Here is a 13,379-nt window from a genome sequence, read left to right as displayed (position 1 = left end):
GACGCAGCGCGTCTGGCGGGATTCTCAGCGGTTAGTGCAAAGCCTTTTCGGCCTGCTGGATTGCCGCGAATTCCTCTTCGGGCGTACCGGCCACCAGGTGATGCCGACTGTAGAACGCAAAGTAGGCAATTAATATGGCATAGATCACGGCCGCGCCAATGACCACGCGAGGGTCCACCAGAAAGCCGGCCACAACCGCGACGCAAGCGAGCACCAACGCGATGCCTGAAGTGAAAATACCGCCCGGAGTGCGATACGGGCGCTCCATTTTGGGGCGACGAATGCGCAGGGTGATGTGCGCGGCCATCATCAATACGTAGGAAATGGTCGCGCCAAACACCGCTACCAGAATCAGCAAGTCACCCTGGCCGGTCAGCGACAGGCCAAAACCGATGATGCCGGGAATGATCAAGGCCAGGACTGGCGCCTTGCTCTTGTTGGTTTCGGACAATTTGCGCGGCAAGTAGCCTGCGCGGGACAGGGCGAAGATCTGACGCGAGTAGGCGTAAATGATCGAGAAGAAGCTGGCGATCAGCCCGGCCAGGCCCACCAGATTCACGAAGCTGCCCATCCAGGTCGAGCCGCCATAGGCTTTGCTCAGTGCTTCAACCAGCGGATTGCCCGAGGCCATCAGGTGATGTGCGCCCGCAGCGCCGGGACCAATCACCAGAATCAGCAGGGCGAAGGTCACCAGCACCAACATGGCACCGATCAGGCCGCGAGGCAGGTCGCGCTTGGGGTTTTTGGTTTCTTCTGCGGCCAGCGGCACGCCTTCGACGGCGAGGAAAAACCAGATTGCATAGGGGATGGCGGCCCACACGCCGACATAGCCGAACGGCAGGAATGCGCTGGCGCCCTTGGCCTCGGTCACCGGGATGTCCAGCAGGTTGGCGACACTGAAGTGCGGCACCATCGAGACCAGAAATACCCCCAGTGCAATGGCGGCCACGGCGGTGATGATGAACATCAGTTTGAGCGCTTCACCGACCCCGAAAATGTGGATGCCGATAAAGATGATGTAGAACGCCAGATAGATCATCCAGCCGCCAATGCCGAATAACGACTCGCAATAAGCTCCGATGAATACGGCAATGGCAGCGGGTGCGATGGCATATTCGATCAGGATCGCGGTGCCGGTCAGAAACCCGCCCCAGGGCCCGAAAGCGCTGCGGGCAAAGCCATAGCCGCCACCGGCGGTGGGGATCATCGACGACAGCTCGGCCAGGGAAAAGCACATGCACAAGTACATGGTGGCCATCAGCAATGTGGCAATAAACATTCCGCCCCAGCCGCCCTGGGCCAGGCCGAAGTTCCAGCCGGCGTAGTCGCCGGAGATCACATAGGCAACGCCCAGGCCCACCAGCAGGACCCAGCCGGCGGCGCCTTTTTTCAGTTCGCGTTGCTGGAAATATTCGGAGCCGACTTTTTCGAAGTCGACAGAGGATGCCGCCGGAGCGGCAGCAGGTTCGCTAGGCATGAGAATTCACCTGTTCTTTTATAGTTTGGAAGATTTGACAGGGAGTAAAGCAAGAGCTGGGCCAGAGGGCCCGGTATAGAGCAGTTGATACCCCGTTGTGGGAGCGAGCCTGCTCGCTCCCACAGGGTTACGGGTTTAGAAGAAGCCCAGCGGGTTGATGTCGTAGCTCACCAGCAGGTTTTTGGTCTGTTGGTAGTGATCGAGCATCATCTTGTGGGTTTCACGGCCGACACCGGATTTTTTGTAGCCACCGAACGCGGCGTGCGCCGGGTACAGGTGGTAGCAGTTGGTCCAGACGCGACCGGCCTTGATGGCGCGGCCCATGCGGTAGGCGCGGTTGATATCGCGGGTCCACAGGCCGGCACCCAGGCCGAACTCGGTGTCGTTGGCAATCGCCAGCGCTTCGGCTTCGTCCTTGAAGGTGGTGATGCTGACCACCGGGCCAAAGATTTCTTCCTGGAATACGCGCATTTTGTTGGTGCCCTTGAGCAGTGTCGGCTGGATGTAATAGCCGGTTGCCAGGTCGCCTTCGAGTTTCGCCACCTGGCCGCCGGTCAGCAGCTCGGCGCCTTCAGCCTTGGCGATTTCAAGGTAGGACAGGATCTTGTCGAACTGCTGCTCGGATGCCTGGGCCCCTACCATGGTGTCGGTGTCCAGCGGGTCGCCGCGTTTGATCGATTCAACTTTCTTCATCACCACTTTCATGAAGTCGTCGTAGATCGATTCCTGAATCAGGGCGCGGGACGGGCAGGTGCAGACTTCGCCCTGGTTGAAGAACGCCAGCACCAGGCCTTCAGCGGCCTTCTCAATAAAGGTCGGCTCGGCCTGCATGATGTCTTCGAAGAAGATGTTCGGCGACTTGCCGCCCAGCTCAACGGTGGACGGGATGATGTTCTCGGCGGCACATTTCATGATGTGCGAGCCCACGGGGGTGGAGCCGGTGAAAGCGATCTTGGCAATGCGCTTGCTGGTGGCCAGCGCTTCGCCCGCTTCCTTGCCGAAACCTTGCACCACGTTGAGGACGCCAGGTGGCAGCAGGTCGCCGATCAGCTCCATCAGCACGGTGATGCTCAGCGGGGTTTGTTCGGCGGGCTTGAGCACCACGCAGTTGCCGGCAGCCAGTGCAGGGGCGAGTTTCCAGGCGGCCATCAGCAGCGGGAAGTTCCACGGGATGATCTGTCCGACCACGCCCAGCGGTTCGTGAATGTGGTACGCCACGGTGTTGCCGTCGATTTCGGCAGCGCTGCCTTCCTGGGCGCGGATGCAGCCGGCGTAGTAACGGAAGTGATCGGCGGCCAGCGGCACGTCGGCGTTCAGGGTTTCGCGTACGGCTTTGCCGTTGTCCCAGGTTTCGGTCACGGCCAGCAACTCGAGGTTCTGTTCGATGCGATCAGCGATTTTCAGCAGCACCAGCGAACGTGCCTGTACTGAAGTCGCGCCCCAGGCGTCGGCAGCGGCGTGGGCTGCGTCGAGGGCTTTGTCGATGTCTTCTGCGGTTGAACGCGGGAATTCGGCGATGGCTTTGCCGTTCACAGGCGAGGTATTGGTGAAGTACTGGCCTTTGACGGGCGCCACGAATTCGCCGCCGATGTAGTTACCGTAGCGGCTCTTGAACGAGACGATCGAGCCTTCAGTACCGGGTTGTGCGTAACGCATGGTGGGTGTCTCCTGGCTTTATTGTGCTTATGGGAGGACGCGCTGTGGCGCTGACACAAGCTGGAGCAAGGGTCGGGCCAAATTGTCAGAGCCCTTGTAAACAGAGGCTTTCAGGGTCTTTTGCAGGGGGCGGTGCAGGGCGGCTGTGGCAGTACTGACACAGTGGACGTGACAGTTTGTGCCAAAAGCGATACGGCCGATGACCGGTGAGTCAGTTCGCGATTGCAATGGCCTGTATGCAAGAGGATGCTGGGCGTTCGGTTTGGACCGGATCTGTGTTGCCGCTGAGGTTGTTTGCCTCTGTCGAGCGCCAGACCACCGACAGAGCGGAGAACAATAAGAAATGCACAGCACCGATTTGAGTCGTCACGCACGGCAAGTCATTGATGTCACCCAGGGCCACCCTCAAGGGTGTGACCCGTCCATCGTTCGTTCCTGGCAACGCTGCCTTGAGGACTACCACCTCGATCCTGCGCAAACCATCGCTCCGACCGTGCTTGAACAGGGTCGTATTCTCGAAGGGCGCGAGCGTTTGCAGCAGGTGCTGAAAATCGCCGGGCACGAAATGAACTGCCTGCACCAGCAGCTCTCCGGTGCCGGGCACGCGGTGCTGCTGACCGATGCCCGGGGCGTCATCCTCAACTGTGTCACCGCCCCGGCCGAGCGCAAGGTGTTCGAGCAGGCCGGGTTGTGGCTGGGGGCGGACTGGAGCGAGGCTCGCGAGGGCACCAACGGGATCGGTACTTGCCTGGTCGAGCGTCAGGCGCTGACCATCCATCAGGACGAACACTTTCGCGGTCGCCACACCGGGCTGACCTGCTCGGCCAGCCCGGTGTTTGACCCCCAGGGCGAGCTGCTGGCGGTGCTCGACGTGTCTTCGGCGCGCCATGACACGTCGCGCCAGAGCCAGTTTCACACCATGGCGCTGGTCAACCTTTCAGCCAAAATCATCGAGAACAGCTACTTCCTGGGGCACTTTGAAAACCAGTGGTTGCTGCGCTTTCATCTGCAGGCGCAATCGGTCGGCCTGTTCAGCGAGGGCATGCTGGCGTTCGATGGGGACGGGATCATTTGCGCGGTCAACCAGAGTGCCCTGAACCTGCTGGGCCACGTGCGCGGTGGTTTGCTCGGGCAGTTGGTCGACAGCGTTTTCGATTGCCCGCGTGATGACCTTTTCGCCCGGGCCAGCACCCAGGCCAGTACCACCTGGCCGCTGCGTACCCGCGATGGGCGTCGTCTGTTTGCGGCGTTGCGCGGCCAGCCACGGCGCTCGCCGGCGCCGGTCGCCGAACAACCTGCACCGCCGCGCCCGCGCCTGAGCGGGATTTGCATGGGGGACGAGGCCCTGCAAGTGGACTTTCGCCGTGCGCTGCGGGTGTTTGAGCGCGATGTGCCGCTGTTGGTCAACGGTGAAACCGGTTCCGGCAAGGAAGCCTTTGCCAAAGCCGTGCATCAGGCCAGCTTGCGCAGCAGCAAACCTTTTGTGGCACTCAACTGTGCGTCCATCCCGGAGAGCCTGATCGAGAGCGAGCTGTTCGGTTATCGCGGCGGCAGTTTTACCGGGGCCCGCAAGGAGGGCATGCAGGGCAAGCTGCAACAGGCCGATGGCGGCACCTTGTTCCTGGACGAGATCGGCGACATGCCGCTGGCGCTGCAAACCCGTCTGTTAAGAGTGCTGGAAGACCGTCTGGTAGTGCCAATTGGCGGCGAACCGCTGGCGGTTGACGTGCGGATCATCAGCGCCACGCACCGCAACCTGCTGGAACGGGTGGCCGACGGCAGTTTTCGCGAGGATCTGTATTACCGGCTCAACGGTCTGGAAGTCGGCCTGCCGGCCTTGCGTGAGCGTACGGACAAGTCGCAGTTGCTGGATTTTCTACTGGCCGAAGAAGCCGCCGGTCAACAGGTGGTGCTCAGCGCTGCGGCGCGTCAGGCACTGCTGGACTTCACATGGCCGGGTAACGTGCGCCAGTTGCGCAATGTGCTGCGCACCCTGGCGGCACTGTGTGAAGACGGGTCGATCGAGTTCGACGACGTGCCCGCCAACATACGTCTGGCGCCGTCCAGATCCCCGGAGCCTTCCGAGCGCCCGCTGGAAGATGCCGAAAAGTCGGCCTTGCTGGGTGTGCTGGAACTGCACCGCTGGCACATGACCCATGCCGCCGAGCAGTTGGGTGTTAGCCGCAACACCCTCTATAGAAAGCTGCGCAAGCACGGGATCGAGCGCTGACATCTGCTGCGGGGGCCAGCTTGCTGGCGATGGCATCCCCGCAGCTTGCCTGAAACACCTCGCCCTCAGCATCGCTGGCAAGCCAGTAATCACAAAACGTACAGGCTAAACATCAGGTGCGAAATACAGCCCTCTAGGCTACCCTTCGCCGATGATTTACGAGGTCGACTATGCACATTCATATTCTTGGTATTTGCGGCACTTTCATGGGTTCGCTGGCGGTGTTGGCCAAAGAGCTGGGCCATCATGTCACGGGTTCCGACGCTAACGTCTATCCGCCAATGAGCACTCAGCTGCAAGCTCAGGGTATTGAACTGACCCAGGGTTACGACCCGTCTCAGCTCGACCCGGCGCCGGATGTGGTTGTGATCGGCAACGCCCTGTCACGCGGTAACCCTGCCGTGGAGTATGTGCTCAACAAAGGCCTGCCTTATGTGTCCGGCCCGCAATGGCTGGCCGACCATGTGCTGCAAGGCCGCTGGGTACTGGCCGTGGCCGGTACCCACGGCAAAACCACCACCAGCAGCATGCTGGCCTGGGTGCTGGAACATGCGGGCATGGCCCCGGGTTTCCTGATTGGCGGTGTGCCGCAAAACTTTGCAGTGTCGGCCCGCCTGGGCGATACGCCGTTCTTTGTGGTTGAAGCCGATGAATACGACAGCGCCTTCTTCGACAAACGTTCGAAATTCGTGCATTACCGCCCCCGCACCGCGATCCTCAATAATCTTGAGTTCGATCACGCTGACATCTTCCCGGACCTGCCCGCGATCGAGCGGCAGTTTCATCACTTGGTGCGTACTATTCCGAGTGAAGGCCTGATCATTCATCCGACCACAGAGCCCGCCTTGCAGCGCGTGATCGAAATGGGCTGCTGGACCCCGGTACAAACCACCGGTGCTGATGGCCAATGGCAAGCCCGTTTGCTCAGTGAAGACGGCTCGCGTTTTGAAGTGCTGTTTGAAGGCGCCGTGCAAGGTACCGTCGAGTGGGACATGACCGGCCAGCACAACGTGGCCAACGCCCTGGCAACCCTGGCCGCCGCCCGCCATGTAGGTGTGGTGCCGAGCCTGGCGATTGATGGCCTGAACGTCTTCAAAAGCGTTAAGCGCCGCATGGAGAAGGTCGCCGAAGTCCACGGTATTACGATCTACGACGACTTTGCCCACCACCCGACCGCGATTGCGACCACCCTTGATGGTCTGCGCAAGCGCATCGGCGGCGCACCGCTGATTGCCGTTATTGAGCCGCGCTCCAATTCCATGAAGCTCGGCGCGCACCGTGACGGCTTGCCGCAAAGCGTGATCCAGGCCGATCACGTGGTCTGGTACGCACCGGCCAATCTGGGTTGGGACCTGGCGGCAACTGTGGCGCCAAGCCCTGTGCCGACCAAGGTTTGCGACTCGCTGGAGGCCATCATTGCCGAGGTTAAAGCGCACGTGACCCCTGGCACACACGTGGTGATCATGAGCAACGGCGGCTTCGGCGGGCTGCATGGCAAGCTGGCGGAAGCGCTGCAATGAGCGGCCCGGAACGCATTACGCTGGCGGTGACCGGCGCATCGGGCATGCAATACGCGTTGCGCCTGCTCGACTGCCTGGTACGTGAAGATCGCGAAGTGCACTTCCTGATTTCCAAGGCGGCACAGCTGGTGATGGCGACCGAAACTGACGTCAGTCTGCCGGCCAAGCCTCAGGCGATGCAGACTTTCCTGACGGAATATACCGGGGCTGCCGCCGGGCAGATTCGGGTGTATGGCAAGGAAGACTGGATGTCGCCAGTGGCTTCGGGGTCCGGAGCTCCTGCCGCGATGGTGGTGGTGCCTTGCTCAACCGGCACGTTGTCGGCAATTGCCACCGGCGCCTGCAACAATCTGGTGGAGCGTGCTGCGGACGTGACCCTCAAGGAGCGCCGCCAACTGATCCTGGTGCCGCGTGAGGCGCCGTATTCCAGCATCCACCTGGAGAACATGCTCAAGTTGTCGAATATGGGGGCGATCATCATGCCCGCGTCCCCGGGGTTCTATCATCAGCCGCAGACCATCGATGACCTGGTGGACTTTGTGGTGGCGCGCATTCTCAATCTGCTCAACATCCCCCAGGACATGCTCCCGCGTTGGGGCGAACACCATGTGGGCGGCGATGAGTAAGGCGCTGCTGGCATTGCTGGTGGCGGCGCTGGTGTGTGGTTGCGCCAGCGTTCGCACGCTGGACGCCGCCAAGCCGGGTGCGCCGGTTGTCTACTCGGGTACTCGGCTGGATGTGTATGCCATGCAGGGCGGGTGTTGCGCCAAAGACCGGTTTGGCGCCGATGCGCCGCGCTACCCCGGCCTTGACCTGCCCGCCAGCGCGTTGCTCGATACGGTGTTGTTGCCGTTGTCAGTGCTGACGGTACTCGGCGTCGGGTTTCAGGCCAGTGGCGGCTTGTAGCTGACAGCTGGGTGCTTACTTGCCCAGCTTGCGCAACTCATCCGATTCAATCACCCGCACGCCGTCCTGTTCTTCCAGCGCCAGGCGCCAGAGGGCCCGAGCCAGTTGGCAGGCTTCGATGCCGTGGTATTTGCCCGGAATCAATTTGGACAGTGGCCCCGCGATTTGTTCGGCCAGCCGCGGTTCAACGCGGTCGCCGAGCAGCAGCGAAGGGCGTGCGATGGTCAGTTGCGGCCAGTTCTGGGCGCGCACCGATTGCTCCATATCGCCTTTGACCCGGTTATAGAACACCGAGGATTTGGGGTCGGCGCCAATGGCGCTGACCACGATCAGGTGTCGGGCGCCCATTTCCCGTGCGCGTCTGGCGAAGGCCACCACCATGTCATGGTCGACTGCACGGAATGCCGCTTCCGAGCCCGCCTGCTTGATCGTCGTACCCAGGCAGCAGAAGGCTACATCGACCCGGCCACTGAGCTGGGGCAGGAATACGGCAGGGTCGCCCACCGGGTTTTCCAGATGAGGATGCTCAGCCAAAGGCTTTCGCGAAGGGGCAAGGACCCGGCTGATGGTCGGCTCATTGAGCAAGCGGTCGAGCAGCAGCTCACCGGTAAGGCCGGTGGCTCCGGCAAGCAGGATGTGTGAAGGCGTCAAGTGCATAGTGTTTCTCCCCAGATACATTCAGCTTAGTCATTCCAGACTTATTTGCTTACTGCAAAGCCTGTTTTGCTTGTTGCTGACGTAAACGTTGCCAGTGGGCCAGAACGCCTTTGGGTGCCCAGATTTGCGGTTCTGAAGGGTCATAGCCGTCAGCCTGCTCGCGCTCGGCGACGTACTGCCTGGCCAGTTTGAAAGCTTTTTGCAGGTCGTCGGTCTGGTTAAGCGCCTGTGCGAACAAGGCATTGCCGAAGTAGGTGAAGTCGGCTTCTTCGGAGCAGCCAAAAGACACCTTGTCTGCGCTGGATGCGGTCATGATCAGGGTCTTTTCATCCTTGAGTGCCGGGATGAAGCCGCCCGAGTAGCAGGACGAAATCACGATGATCTTGTTGCGGTTCTTCAGCGGTGCCAGGGCTGCGGCCAGTTCGTCGGCAGGCAGGTCTGCCAGCTCCAGCCGGGGCTGGTCCAGCACCAGTTCGTGCTCCTGGGTGCCGTGGCTGGTGAGGTAGATGAACACCAGGTCTTCGGGGCCGGTACGTTCGGCCAGGGCAATGGCCGCACGGTGCAGGTTCTCGCGAGTGGCCATGGGGCGATCCAGCAGGTGGTCGCGGTGGTTCACCAGCGTGATCCGGCCGTGGCTGCCAAAGCGGCTGGCGAGCATGTTGTTGACGTAATCGGCTTCGCGCTTGAAAACGCTCTGCTTGCCGTCGCCTGCCAGCACCAGGCTGTACAGTTCGATGGCCGGGGTGGACGCAGCGATGCCCGCCAGTGCCTCGTTGAGCAGCGTGCCCTGGTTGAGCAGCCCCAGCTCCAGCGGGTCGGGCAATAAAGCACCGCTGGCATCGCGTACTCGTTGCCCGTTCTGCCAGAAACCGCTTTGGACGGAGCCGTCGGCCAAGGTCAGGGTGCCGTGGCCGTGATAGGTGTCGGCAGCGAAATCGCCGGCATAGGTGCTGCCATCGGCGAGGCTCAAATGCCCGGGGCCGTTGAAACGCCATTCGTTGAACATGCCGCGGTAGTGGCTGCCGTCGATGCCGATCAGCTCGCCCTTGCCGGTTAATGCGCCGTCCTTGAACTCGCCGATCCAGACATCGCCGTCGGCATTCTCGTAGCGGCCCTTGCCGTTCAGCTGGTTGTGCTTGAACGCACCTTCGTACTGGTCGCCGTCGGCACTGTTGAAGATGCCGTTGCCTTCCAGTTCGCCATTGACGAACTGGCCGCTGAACTCATTGCCGCTGGCATCGCTGCGCCGGCCTTCGCCATTGGGCTTGCCGTGGGCAAACTGGCCTTGGTACTGGCTGCCGTCTTCCAGCTCAAGATGGCCGTTGCCCGAGAACTGGTCATCCTTGAATTCGCCGCGATAGCTCATGCCGCCTTCTTTGAGCGTGCCTTCGCCTTCGCGTCGACCTTGCTTGAAGCCGCCGACATAGGTGCTGTCGTGGGTGGTCAGGCTGCCCTGGCCGCTGTACAGACCTTGCTCGAATCCTCCGCGATAGACGTCGCCATTGCTGGCGTGCCATTCGCCCTGACCGTGCCACAGGCCATTTTTGAAATCACCGGCGTACCAGCTGCCGTTGGGGTAGTCGATACGGCCCTGGCCTTGCAGCAACCCATTGACCACTTCGCCCCGGTAGCGCCCGCCATCGGGCAGGCGTGCGTCGGGTGGCAACAGTGATTCACCGTCACCGCAGGCCGTCAGCAGCAGGGTCAAAGCTAGGGGGGCAAGTGGGCGCATAACGGGATCCGGATAATTAAGCCATCGAGTATGCCGTAGCAGTAGAGGCTGTCTATAGGGCCCGGATGAAACATGGGTACTTATTCAATGTGAGGTGCGTGCCAGGCCTCGCCAGGTTTGGCAATGCCGGTGGCGGTTGGGACGTGCTTATAATGCGGCACAAAAATATTCGCTGGAGAGGTGAGATGTTGTTACGCGGCCTGACTTGGCTGGTGCTGTTTCAATTGCTTGGCACCGCCCTCAATCACTTGCTTGTCCCCGTGCTGCCCGGGCCCATTATCGGATTATTGCTGCTGTTGGGTTTTTTGATGGTACGTGGCCAGGTCAGCGAGCCATTGAGCCTGGCCGCCAGCAGCCTGCTGCGTTATCTGCCCTTGCTGCTGGTACCGCCCGCCGTGGGGGTGATGGTGTATGCCACCGATATTGCTGCTGACTTTTGGGCCATTGCCGGGGCGCTGGTGTTGTCGCTGTTGATCTCGATGGCGTTCGTCGGCGTGCTGATGCAGCGCCTGCTCAAGCGTCACAGTCACCCCGAGGAGCGGCCATGAGTCTTCAATGGCAAGGCGCCTGGGAGTCCGTCATCCACCACCCGCTGTTTGGCATCGGCATCACCTTGGGCGCTTATCAACTGGTGCTGGCGGCGTACGAGAAAACCCGCTGGATCTTCCTGCAACCGGTGCTGGCCTCGATGCTGCTGGTGATCGGGGTGCTGCTTGGTTGCGGCCTGAGCTATGCCGAGTACCGTAAAAGTACGGACATCCTGAGTATTCTGCTGGGGCCCGCGACCGTGGCGCTGGCGGTGCCGCTGTACCTCAACCTGCGGCGAATCCGCCAGTTGTTCTGGCCCATTTTTACTACGCTGGTGGTGGGCGGCGTGTTTGCCACCGCGCTGGTGGTGGGCCTGGCGTGGTGGTTCGGGGCAGAGCACATGATGCTGATGACCCTGGCACCCAAGTCCGTTACCTCGCCGATTGCCATGCTGGTGGCCGAGCAGATTGGCGGTGTGGCTGCCCTGGCGGCGGTATTCGTGTTGATTACCGGGGTGATCGGCGCCATTTGCGGGCCGGGCCTGCTGCGGCTTTTGGGGGTTCACAGCCCGGAGGCCCGCGGGATGGCGCTGGGCATGACGGCGCATGCGGTCGGTACTTCGGTGGCCCTGCAAGAGAGTGAAGAGTGCGGCGCCTTTGCGGCGTTGGCGATGAGTCTGATGGGGGTCGCCACGGCAGTATTCTTGCCGTTGGCCGTGACCCTCGTGGCGTAAGGGTGACTATATGACGTTGGCGTTGTTTCCTTTGAGCACTGTGCTGTTTCCGGGTTGTGTGCTGGATCTGCAGGTCTTTGAAGCGCGTTACCTGGACATGATCGCCCGCTGTATGAAGCAAGGGGCCGGTTTTGGCGTGGTGTGCATCCTGGACGGCAGTGAAGTCGGCAATGCACCGCAAGACATTGCCCGGGTCGGCTGTGAAGCCTTGATCCGCGATTTTCAGCGCCAGGACAACGGGCTGCTGGGGATTCGGGTTGAAGGCGGGCGCCGCTTTGAAGTGCTGAGCACCGAGGTGCAGCGCGACCAGTTGCTGGTCGCGCAAGTCGAGTGGCTGGATGAGGTCCCCGAGCAGCCGCTGCAGGAAGAAGACCAGGACCTGCTGGCCCTGCTCAAGGCCCTGGCCGAGCACCCGATGGTTGCGGCCCTGAACATGAGCACCGAGGTGGTGGGGCAGCAATCATTGGCCAACCAGCTGGCGTACCTGTTGCCCTTTGCCGAGGAGGACAAAATCGAACTGCTGCAGGTCGATGACCCGCAGCAGCGTCTGGACGGGATTCAAGTGCTGCTTGATGAAATCCAGGGCGAGGCGTTCAACTGATTTCAGGCGTGGCGCTACCGCTCAATAGGCGTAGCGCAGCAGCTCCTTGGGCAAGTGGCTCAGCATGAAAAAGCCATACAGCGCGGTAATTGAAGGCAGGATCAGCCACCAGATTTTCTGCGGGACCGGCTCCAGCGGCATGTATCGCTGGCTCAGCCCCAGGGCGAATGCGTTGACGGTGATGGCGAGCAGGGCGCCTGCCGTGATGTCGGTTGGCCAGTGAGCGCCCAGATACACCCGCGACATCGCCACGGTGATGGCCAGCAAGCACCCCAGCAGTACCCAGGTAACGCGCATGCGCTGCGGCTGATTGCGCCCGGCCAGAATCGCCAGCGCCACAAAAAAAGCAAACGCCCCGGAACTGTGGCCGCTGGGCATGCTGTAGCTGGTCAGCGGGTCGACCAGCACTTCGGGCCTTACCCGGGCGAAGAAGTGTTTGGTCGCCGTATTGGCCAGGGCCGTAAACAGCGTGACCCCGCCGAAGAACCACATTGCCCGCCATTGTCTGGTGAACAGCAGAATGACGCACACCAGCGCTGCCGCTAAAAACTGCGTGCGGAAGTTGCCGATTTGCGTGACCAGTACGGCGGCGCTGTCCATGACACTACTGCGATGCTCTTGCACCAGGGCAGTGATGCCTTCGTCGAAGGCCGTCATATGCGGATAGCCGATAAACACGGCCAGCAACAGGGTCAGGCTCAACGCGCCGATCATCAGCGTGGTTTTGGGCTGACGGCGGATACTGGCATTGATGCTCAGCCCAAGCAGGGCCGCGAGGCCAACGGCAACGATGGCCGCCTGGGGCCAAAAGCCTTCGGGCAGCGGCAAGCGAATGGCTGCGCCGGTTGCCCAGCCCGGCAGCAGGTAGGCCACCGCCCAGCCGGCCCCGGCCAGTAAGCTGACCGCGATAAAACGCGGGATCGGCATATCGCACATCCCGGCCACCATCGGCAGCATAGGGCGCAACGGGCCGATAAAACGGCCGACCAGCAGGCTGGCGATGCCATAGCGATGGAAATAACTCTCGGCACCGTTCATCCATTCAGGATGCGTGCGCAAGAGGGGCAGGCGGCGAATATTCTGGTGGAAGCGTCTGCCCAGGGCATAGGACACCATGTCACCCAGCAGTCCGCCGAGAAACCCCAGCAGCAGCGTTTCGCCCAGTGATAGCGCTCCGCTACCAGCCATGACGGCAATTGCAAACAGCAGCACGGTACCGGGAACGATAATCCCGGCAATCGCCAGGCACTCCACGCACGCCACAATAAACACCGCCAGGCCCAGCCATTGCGGGTTGGCTGTCAGCCAGCCGGTTACGCTATCGAGCCATGGGCCCATG

At 61.5% G+C, this 13,379-nt stretch carries 12 protein-coding genes; 7 read left to right on the top strand and 5 right to left on the bottom strand.

Annotated features, from left to right (window positions below; genetic code table 11):
* Nucleotides 1-31: 31 nt before the first annotated feature.
* Both eat and exaC read right to left on the bottom strand, forming a co-directional pair.
* Nucleotides 32-1,477, bottom strand: a complete 1,446-nt coding sequence (eat, locus tag ACZRMS_RS14045) for an ethanolamine permease (protein ID WP_463995747.1) — start codon at nucleotides 1,475-1,477, stop codon at nucleotides 32-34.
* Between the two features lie 135 nt (nucleotides 1,478-1,612).
* Complete coding sequence (exaC, locus tag ACZRMS_RS14040; RefSeq protein WP_019824248.1) at nucleotides 1,613-3,133, bottom strand: acetaldehyde dehydrogenase ExaC; 1,521 nt, start codon at nucleotides 3,131-3,133, stop codon at nucleotides 1,613-1,615.
* Nucleotides 3,134-3,476: 343 nt separating this feature from the next.
* On the opposite strand from exaC, the gene ACZRMS_RS14035 reads away from it, so the two are divergent.
* The 4 genes from ACZRMS_RS14035 (at nucleotide 3,477) to ACZRMS_RS14020 (ending at nucleotide 7,789) form a co-directional block, all read left to right on the top strand.
* Entirely contained in the window at nucleotides 3,477-5,363 is a 1,887-nt protein-coding gene (locus tag ACZRMS_RS14035; RefSeq protein ID WP_463995746.1) for a sigma-54-dependent Fis family transcriptional regulator, read from the top strand.
* A gap of 170 nt (nucleotides 5,364-5,533) precedes the next feature.
* Nucleotides 5,534-6,883: a UDP-N-acetylmuramate:L-alanyl-gamma-D-glutamyl-meso-diaminopimelate ligase gene (gene mpl, locus ACZRMS_RS14030; RefSeq protein WP_463995745.1), complete on the top strand. Its 1,350-nt coding sequence runs from the start codon at nucleotides 5,534-5,536 to the stop codon at nucleotides 6,881-6,883.
* On the top strand, nucleotides 6,880-7,509 hold the full coding sequence (ubiX, locus tag ACZRMS_RS14025) for a flavin prenyltransferase UbiX (RefSeq protein ID WP_463995744.1): 630 nt from the start codon (nucleotides 6,880-6,882) through the stop codon (nucleotides 7,507-7,509). Before mpl ends, ubiX begins: the two co-directional genes overlap by 4 nt.
* Nucleotides 7,502-7,789, top strand: a complete 288-nt coding sequence (locus ACZRMS_RS14020) for a YceK/YidQ family lipoprotein (RefSeq protein WP_463995743.1) — start codon at nucleotides 7,502-7,504, stop codon at nucleotides 7,787-7,789. Before ubiX ends, ACZRMS_RS14020 begins: the two co-directional genes overlap by 8 nt.
* Nucleotides 7,790-7,804: 15 nt before the next feature.
* Here the strand turns inward: ACZRMS_RS14020 and ACZRMS_RS14015 are convergent, their stop codons facing one another.
* Both ACZRMS_RS14015 and ACZRMS_RS14010 read right to left on the bottom strand, forming a co-directional pair.
* A complete protein-coding gene (locus ACZRMS_RS14015) occupies nucleotides 7,805-8,446 on the bottom strand; it encodes an oxidoreductase (RefSeq protein WP_463995742.1) in 642 nt (213 codons plus the stop codon).
* Between the two features lie 49 nt (nucleotides 8,447-8,495).
* Nucleotides 8,496-10,178, bottom strand: coding sequence for a C13 family peptidase (locus ACZRMS_RS14010; RefSeq protein WP_463995741.1), 1,683 nt, complete (start codon nucleotides 10,176-10,178; stop codon nucleotides 8,496-8,498).
* 185 nt (nucleotides 10,179-10,363) lie between these two features.
* On the opposite strand from ACZRMS_RS14010, the gene ACZRMS_RS14005 reads away from it, so the two are divergent.
* The 3 genes from ACZRMS_RS14005 to ACZRMS_RS13995 are packed head-to-tail and all read left to right on the top strand — an operon-like array spanning nucleotide 10,364 to nucleotide 12,040.
* Complete coding sequence (locus ACZRMS_RS14005; protein WP_463995740.1) at nucleotides 10,364-10,726, top strand: CidA/LrgA family protein; 363 nt, start codon at nucleotides 10,364-10,366, stop codon at nucleotides 10,724-10,726.
* Nucleotides 10,723-11,439 (top strand): LrgB family protein, encoded by a 717-nt coding sequence (locus ACZRMS_RS14000; RefSeq protein WP_463995739.1) that lies wholly within the window; start codon nucleotides 10,723-10,725, stop codon nucleotides 11,437-11,439. Before ACZRMS_RS14005 ends, ACZRMS_RS14000 begins: the two co-directional genes overlap by 4 nt.
* 10 nt (nucleotides 11,440-11,449) lie before the next feature.
* Nucleotides 11,450-12,040 carry an LON peptidase substrate-binding domain-containing protein gene (locus ACZRMS_RS13995; RefSeq protein ID WP_463995738.1) on the top strand — a complete coding sequence of 197 codons (591 nt, stop codon included), beginning with the start codon at nucleotides 11,450-11,452 and terminating at the stop codon, nucleotides 12,038-12,040.
* Nucleotides 12,041-12,061: 21 nt separating this feature from the next.
* Here the strand turns inward: ACZRMS_RS13995 and ACZRMS_RS13990 are convergent, their stop codons facing one another.
* Nucleotides 12,062-13,378 (bottom strand): bifunctional DedA family/phosphatase PAP2 family protein, encoded by a 1,317-nt coding sequence (locus tag ACZRMS_RS13990; RefSeq protein ID WP_463995737.1) that lies wholly within the window; start codon nucleotides 13,376-13,378, stop codon nucleotides 12,062-12,064.
* Nucleotide 13,379: the final 1 nt, after the last annotated feature.

Source organism: Pseudomonas sp. B424 (genome assembly GCF_055408345.1).
The sequence above is the reverse complement of the archived record's forward strand: the minus strand, read 5'-3'. Positions and strand labels throughout refer to the sequence as shown.

Excerpts from the sequence above, each read along its gene's own strand:
- ubiX (WP_463995744.1), top strand. The coding sequence starts at position 6,880 with ATGAGCGGCCCGGAACGCATTACGCTGGCGGTGACCGGCGCATCGGGC.
- ACZRMS_RS14020 (WP_463995743.1), top strand. The coding sequence starts at position 7,502 with ATGAGTAAGGCGCTGCTGGCATTGCTGGTGGCGGCGCTGGTGTGTGGT.
- exaC (WP_019824248.1), bottom strand. The coding sequence starts at position 3,133 with ATGCGTTACGCACAACCCGGTACTGAAGGCTCGATCGTCTCGTTCAAG.
- ACZRMS_RS14000 (WP_463995739.1), top strand. The coding sequence starts at position 10,723 with ATGAGTCTTCAATGGCAAGGCGCCTGGGAGTCCGTCATCCACCACCCG.
- ACZRMS_RS13990 (WP_463995737.1), bottom strand. The coding sequence starts at position 13,378 with ATGGGCCCATGGCTCGATAGCGTAACCGGCTGGCTGACAGCCAACCCG.
- ACZRMS_RS14010 (WP_463995741.1), bottom strand. The coding sequence starts at position 10,178 with ATGCGCCCACTTGCCCCCCTAGCTTTGACCCTGCTGCTGACGGCCTGC.
- ACZRMS_RS13995 (WP_463995738.1), top strand. The coding sequence starts at position 11,450 with ATGACGTTGGCGTTGTTTCCTTTGAGCACTGTGCTGTTTCCGGGTTGT.
- mpl (WP_463995745.1), top strand. The coding sequence starts at position 5,534 with ATGCACATTCATATTCTTGGTATTTGCGGCACTTTCATGGGTTCGCTG.
- eat (WP_463995747.1), bottom strand. The coding sequence starts at position 1,477 with ATGCCTAGCGAACCTGCTGCCGCTCCGGCGGCATCCTCTGTCGACTTC.
- ACZRMS_RS14035 (WP_463995746.1), top strand. The coding sequence starts at position 3,477 with ATGCACAGCACCGATTTGAGTCGTCACGCACGGCAAGTCATTGATGTC.
- ACZRMS_RS14015 (WP_463995742.1), bottom strand. The coding sequence starts at position 8,446 with ATGCACTTGACGCCTTCACACATCCTGCTTGCCGGAGCCACCGGCCTT.
- ACZRMS_RS14005 (WP_463995740.1), top strand. The coding sequence starts at position 10,364 with ATGTTGTTACGCGGCCTGACTTGGCTGGTGCTGTTTCAATTGCTTGGC.